The 6,450-nt window shown below is 63.6% G+C and carries 4 protein-coding genes; all 4 read right to left on the bottom strand.

The window, feature by feature from the left end:
- Positions 1 to 534: 534 nt before the first annotated feature.
- Positions 535 to 2,823: a RodZ family helix-turn-helix domain-containing protein gene (locus tag PQQ96_RS35945; RefSeq protein ID WP_408301303.1), complete on the bottom strand. Its 2,289-nt coding sequence runs from the start codon at positions 2,821 to 2,823 to the stop codon at positions 535 to 537.
- 893 nt (positions 2,824 to 3,716) lie between these two features.
- The gene (locus tag PQQ96_RS35940) at positions 3,717 to 4,430 is read right to left on the bottom strand and encodes an ABC transporter ATP-binding protein (protein WP_408301299.1); all 714 of its coding nucleotides are present in this window, start codon (positions 4,428 to 4,430) and stop codon (positions 3,717 to 3,719) included.
- The gene (locus PQQ96_RS35935) at positions 4,427 to 5,179 is read right to left on the bottom strand and encodes an ABC transporter ATP-binding protein (protein WP_408301297.1); all 753 of its coding nucleotides are present in this window, start codon (positions 5,177 to 5,179) and stop codon (positions 4,427 to 4,429) included. The genes PQQ96_RS35940 and PQQ96_RS35935 overlap by 4 nt, the downstream gene beginning before the upstream one ends.
- On the bottom strand, positions 5,176 to 6,405 hold the full coding sequence (locus PQQ96_RS35930; RefSeq protein WP_408301301.1) for a branched-chain amino acid ABC transporter permease: 1,230 nt from the start codon (positions 6,403 to 6,405) through the stop codon (positions 5,176 to 5,178). Before PQQ96_RS35930 ends, PQQ96_RS35935 begins: the two co-directional genes overlap by 4 nt.
- Positions 6,406 to 6,450 lie beyond the last annotated feature (45 nt).

The raw sequence follows: 6,450 nt of genomic DNA, 5'->3' as shown, positions 1-6,450 counted from the left end.
CATTATTTGTGACGCACTACACTAGGTGTTGAAAACGGCAAGCAGCTCTTTGAAGTGCCCCGGGCAACGAGTACGGCTGGTAGCTTGGCGAAACGCCGCAGGCATCGGGTACGGCTGGTAGCTTGGTGAAGTGCCGCGGGCATCGGGTACGGCGAACTGCCTTTAGACGTGCCACGGGCATCGAACGCAGCGGGTAGCCTTCTGAATCACCGCTTAGCGTAAACACCGCGGCCGGTTTGTTGAACGACCGCGTCGGCGCGCGCAGCGCCGCCGGAAGTATGACGCCTTTGTCACTCACGCCGAAGGTGCGAGGGCACCGATTCCAGATGCACCACTATCCCCTCCAAGCCAGGGGACCCGCTTAAGAACTGGCGGTTTGAGCCGCTTTCTCTTGCTTACTTCTCTTTGCGGCCGGCAAAGAGAAGTAAGTGCCCGCCCCGCACAGGGGCGACGCTAATAAACCACTAACAATTCAAGGAAAGGCCAACACCACAGGCACACAAAAACAAAGCGCCGCGAAGGCAAACCCCACCGCTATTTCCTAGCGGCCAAGTCCACCTCCAATGCCCCATCCTCCCCCATCCTCACAGTCCCTTGGGACACATCCCTCCGATATCCATAAAGATCAAACTTCATCACCCCAGGATTAGAACTATCCCTAATAAAAGTCCTGGCATTCGTGACCAACGAATTAAACATCTTCACATCACCGGATTCGATCCACACAAAGCTCTTCCCAGCGCCGGCAGGCGCCCTCGCAGCAGCAACCGAACTATCGCGCTTGAACTTCAACACCAACCCCTCATCCGTCACCGTGGCACTCGCCAGCCGCCCCTGCAAAACCGGCGGCGGAAACACGGTGTACTGATCGAACACCAACGCGTTCCCCTTCAACGCGACACCCTTGCGCGTAAATGGCGTCAACGACGCCAACGGAATATCCAGCGCCCGCAACAACCCCGCCTGCGGCACCCCCAACACCTTCACCGAAGTCGGCTCATAGACAAGATGACGCTCATCCTTGGCCACGATCGTGCCGCTCATCGTCGTCGGCAGCCACACGCCAGGAAAGTGATTCCACAACTTGATCCCTCCCGTCACTTCCAACTTGCCGTCCACCGGTTTCAACTGCAAATCGTTCAGCGAACGCGGCTCATAGTCGAGCAGGTAATCGTTGAACAACGCCGCCATCGCAGGCCACGGCTCGACCACTTCGCCGCCAATAATGCGAATGTCGTACTGGTCGGGATCGTCGAGATCGACCGGTTGACCCGGTTTCTTCGGCACCATCTGCGCATCCAGCGAACGTACATGAAAGCCAATTCGCCCCGATACGTAGAAGTCCACATTCTCGACGTGAATCAACGGTGCCGCGCCCGACGAGTGCCGCTCGTCGCTAATCGCGGCCCCTGGCGTCGCCATGTTCTGACCGGAAAACGCCGCGCGCGTCCCGACCGGAGTCGTGCGTGCAACCGACACGGTCCGCAAAGTCTGCGGCACGTGTTGCCACACAAGACGCGCCTGCGCGAGCGACTCCTGTTGCGCGCGAATGAAGCTGTCGTTGAAGCGCGCGCTCGCGCTGCCCATCTGCATCGGTGCGTCTTTTGCGGCGCTGGCTAGCGTCGTATATGACGGCAGGTGCACGTCCAGTGCGCCCGCCTCGTCGAAAGTAAAGTAGCCGGCCGCCATCTGGTCGCGGTAGTGATACAGGTCGAGCACAAACGGCGCGTTCGAATCGAGCGGCGTCAGCGCCATGTCGATGTTCATCGGCATCGAACGCATGAACTTCACGTCACCGCCCAGCACCAGCATGCCGCGCGGTGGCATCGTAGCGGGCCAGTCGATTTTCTGCACCGTGTGGTCGTCGAGCGTGAAACGTACGCCTGCGGCGCTGGTGTCGATCCGGGTGATGGTCATGCGCAACGCGGGCGGCGGCGTGAGTTTGGCCACCTGCATCACGACGTCGTCGCCGTCGAGACGCGCGATCGGTGTGTCCACTTTCAACAGGTCGGCCATCTTCACGTGCGCGGCCTGCATCAGCTTGTCGGCGCCGATGCCGGCGACTTCGACATGGTCGGCATGGAACACGAGGTCGTCGGCGTTGCGCATCGACAGCGATCCCGTCAGCACGATCGGCACCCATGTGTCGCGATGCATCTCGCCCGTGATGCGCAAAGTGCCGCCGTCCTGCGGCACCACACGCATATTGCGCAACGGCGATCCCTGGTACTGGAACAGGTAGCGATTGAAAATCGCGGTGAGCTTGGCGCTGTCGAGCGTGACATCGCCGCGATGGACATTGATCGTCACGCTGGTCGGATCGTCGAACACAATCGGCTGACCGGCGTGCGTCGGGGTCAGCGTCGCTGCCATATCGTGAATCATGAAGCCGATGTCGCCGGTTACGCGAAAGTCGACGTCGCGCGCGAACATCAACGAACCGTCGATGCCGGAATCGCGCAGCGTCAACGGACGGCTGCGCTTCTCGGTCATGCCACTTGCAGAAGGCACGCGTCCAGCGACACGCTGTTCGGCGGCGAGTTGTTTGGCCTTGGCGAGTTCGAGCGAAGGGCGCGATGCAGAAGCGGGTTGATCGGCGCTTGCGATCGCGGTGCTGTTCGGGCTGTCGGTCGCAGCGCTGTTTGTGGCGCTGGTCGTGACATCGTTTGTGGTGTGGGCAGCGAGTCCAGCATCCGGCTGCGGTTTTGCGGTCAGCGGGCTGTCGTTGTTGCTCACGGCGTTCGCTGCCGCGCCCGTTGGTGCCGACGGTACAGGCGCCGCGTCGCTCGTTGTCGAACTCGCGTCGGCGCATGCGGACATCATCAGCACGGCCGTCACCAGCGCGGCGCCCACCCCTACGCGCGCGCGCCACGTTTCACCCAGCGGCGACGTCCTTTCAAGCGGCTGCGTTCTTTGAAACGGCTGTGTTCCTTGAAACGGCTGCGTTCCTTGATACGGCTGCGTCCCTTGACCCGGCCGGCCCCCTCGACCCCGCTGCATCCCCGGACCCGGCCGCATCCCTTGACCCCGCTGCATCCCTTGAAGCGGTCGCTGCGAGGGCTCCGTCTGCGTGCCATCAGTCGAATTTTCGCCCACTGCGCCTGTCTGTTTCATGATGTCTCCTCCTGAAGCCGCGGCACGTCTTTCGCGCGTCCGGTACGGCATGGTCCGTCGCACATACGGCGGCTTTAAACACCGTGCCGCCGTTGCGCGTCTTTGACCTGATTGTCTTGATTTGTCAGCGCGCTGCCGACAAGATTTCTGGAGGACGCTCACCAAACGATCAAGCGTTTGAATCGCTACAACAAGTCATTGGAAAGCCCCACGTGTTGGGCGTGAGCGGCCTGCGCGCAAATCGGATTCAAACGGCATCCTGGGCGCGATTTGGGCACGGAGCGAGGGGGTGCGTGCATAACGCAGTGCCTGACGTACACGTCGGGACAGCAAAATGGCCGCAAATTCGAATGCGGCGCTGCAATAAAACTGCAGCGAGATACCTGCGAGGGATACCGCTGTTCGGCTTCCAGCGGCGCAATCTTCGACAAGCCTTGCGCCTCGCCGAGAATCGCGAGCCGCGCTTTTGCGACACCGAACCTGGGCGCTGCATGGAACCGCGGGCCTATCCAGGCTGTACCTCAGTTAGAGATGCTGACTCCGCCAGCGCACACGGCGACGCCAGTGAACTCGCGGTTATGCCCAGCTACGCTACGTCTCGGCTAACCCACCCCCAGCCATTCCTGCATCACGTCCGCTCGCTTCACAAACGGCGCAAGCGCGTCATCGAAGACAATCTCGCCATGCCCCATCACCGCCACCCGGCTGGCGATGTCTTGCGCGATCACGAGCCGCTGTTCGATCAGCAGCATCGCCACACCACGATCACGCAGCATCCGCAGACATTGCGCGACCTGCCCCATCACCTGGCTGGCCAACCCCTCTCCGGGTTCGTCGATGACCAGCAGATCGGGGTCGCCGAGCAAAGCCCGGGCGAGCGTCAGCATCTGCTGTTCGCCGCCCGATAGCGCGCCGGCACGCGTGCGCTTTCTCTCGCGCAGGACAGGGAACAATTCGTAGGCGTCGTCGAAGGCAAAGCGCGGTGTGCGGCCACGCGCGCGCGGCGCCACACCGAGTTGCAGATTCTCGTGGACGCTCAGCGTCGGAAAGACGTCGCGATGTTCAGGCACGTAACCGAGTCCCAGGCGGGCGATCTCAAAGGTGCGCAGCCCGCCGAGCGTCTGGCCGGCAAAACGCACCTCGCCCTCGCTGCGCACGAGGCCCATGATCGCGCGCGCCAGCGTCGAGCGTCCCGAGCCGTTGCGTCCGGCTAGCGCGACGACTTCGCCGGACTCGATCTGCAACGTGACGCCGTGCAAGGCCTGGCTTGCGCCGTACCAGGCGTTCAGTTGTTGAATGTCGAGCAAGACGGTCATGTGCGGAAACCGTCGCCAAGATAAGCGGCGCGCACGGCCGCATCTGCACGAATCGCCGCCGGCGTGCCAGTTGCGATGATGCGGCCTTGCACGAGCACCGAAATGCGATCGGCGATTGCGAACACAGCGTCCATGTCATGCTCGACCATCAGCAACGTGCGGCCCGCGGTGGTCGCGCGAATCAGTTCGATGGCGCGCGCCGCTTCGGCGCGGTTCATGCCGGCGGTAGGCTCATCGAGCAACAAGGTGTGCGCGCCGCCCGCGAGCGCGAGGCCAAGGTCGAGCGCGCGCTGCTCGGCATAGCTGAGTGTGCCGGCCTGGCTATGCCTGCGCGCATTCAGCCCGACGGCGTCGAGCACATGCTCGGCGCGAGCATCGACCGTGCGTGAACCACTGAAACGCTGCCACCAGCGCGTGCGGTCGCGCTCGGCCAGCATGGCGGCGCAGCGCAGGTTGTCGAACACGCTGAGGCGAGCGAACACGCTGGTGGTCTGGAAGCTGCGCGCGAGGCCACGGCGCGTGATCGCGGCAGGCGCCAGACGCGTAATCTCCGCGCCGAACAGATCGATGCGCCCGGCGTTCGGACGCGCGCCGCCTGCGATCAAATTGAAAAGCGTCGACTTGCCGGCGCCGTTCGGCCCGATCAATGCATGGCGCTCACCGGGCTCGATCGCCAGATCGACGCCGCGCAGAATCTGCGTGGCGCCGAAGCGTTTTTCGATGCCATAGAGCGCGAGGGCCGGGATCATCGCGCGTCTCCGGTGATCTGCGTGGCACTACCGTGAATGGCGAGATGTGCTTGCGCACGAACCGCGTAGCGCGCTGCGAGCGCCCCTGGCGCGGCCAGCATGAACACCGCAACGCCGAGCCAAAGATGCGGCGAGACCGTCGCCAGCGGCACGCCGATGATGTTGAAAGCCACGCCATCGTCCGCGCCGAATTGCACGGCGTAAGCCCACTGCACCGCGAGCACGACAGCCAGTGTCCACAGCACCGCTGCGGCCGCACCCCATAGATAAGTCTTGCTACACACACGCCAGCCGTAAGCGGCGACGCGTGCCGTGTGCCGCTGCACGAAACCCGCCAGTCCACCCGGCGACGCCACCACGACCACGATGAAGAACAGCCCGAGATAGAACAGCCACGCCCGCGTGACGCTCGCCACCGCGACGCTGAAAAACGTCAGAACGATCGCACCCGCGACCGGTCCAAAAAACGCCGCCGTGCCGCCTATCACTGTCGCGATCAGCACGGCCCCCGAGCGCATCATCCCGACGCTTTCCGTCGACACCAGCTCGACATTGATCAGCCCCAGGGTGCCTGCAATGCCCGCAAAAAACGCCGACATCACCACTACGCCATAGCGGATGCGGCGGGGATAGCAGCCGATCGCCGCGGCGCGAGCGGGGTTGTCGCGCACGGCGTTGGCGAGCCGCATGAACGGTGTGCGCGACAACGCGAACATCGCCACGCTCGCCAGCACGCACCACAGCGCGATCAGCGCATACGCCTCACGTGCCGGGCCGAAGCTCCAGCTTGCCAGCATGGGCCCGCTCGCACGGTCGATCGGCACGCCGGCCTCGCCGCCGAACCAGTCGGGCAGCGTCCACGCCGCCGCCGCGACGAGCTCGCCAATGCCAAGCGTGATCATCGCGAAAGCCGTCCCCGCGCGCCGCGTCGATACAAAACCGAACAGCACGCCGCACAGCGCACCGCCGATGCCGCCGACCAACGGCAGCAGCACCAAGGGCACGCCAATGCGGTTGAACACTTGCGCCGCGATGAGCGCGCCGAGGCCGGAATAAGCGGCATGTCCGAAGGACAGCAAGCCGGTTTCACCAAGCAGCAGGTTGTACGAGAGCGCGAACACGATCATCGTCGCGGTTTGCGCAAGATAGGCGAGCAGCCAGCTTTGCGGCCAGACGAAGGGCGGCACGACGAGAAACAGGACAAGTGCCAGCCATGGCGCGACCATGCGCAGCTTTGAGCGGGACGTGGCCTCAGCCACAGTGAACTTGTC

It is taken from the genome of Paraburkholderia sediminicola, from assembly GCF_046027825.1.
GTDB lineage: Bacteria > Pseudomonadota > Gammaproteobacteria > Burkholderiales > Burkholderiaceae > Paraburkholderia > Paraburkholderia sediminicola_D.
This window is presented reverse-complemented; position numbering and strand designations above follow the sequence as displayed.

Excerpts from the sequence above, each read along its gene's own strand:
- PQQ96_RS35945 (WP_408301303.1), bottom strand. The coding sequence starts at position 2,823 with ATGATGTCCGCATGCGCCGACGCGAGTTCGACAACGAGCGACGCGGCG.
- PQQ96_RS35935 (WP_408301297.1), bottom strand. The coding sequence starts at position 5,179 with ATGATCCCGGCCCTCGCGCTCTATGGCATCGAAAAACGCTTCGGCGCC.
- PQQ96_RS35930 (WP_408301301.1), bottom strand. The coding sequence starts at position 6,405 with ATGGTCGCGCCATGGCTGGCACTTGTCCTGTTTCTCGTCGTGCCGCCC.
- PQQ96_RS35940 (WP_408301299.1), bottom strand. The coding sequence starts at position 4,430 with ATGACCGTCTTGCTCGACATTCAACAACTGAACGCCTGGTACGGCGCA.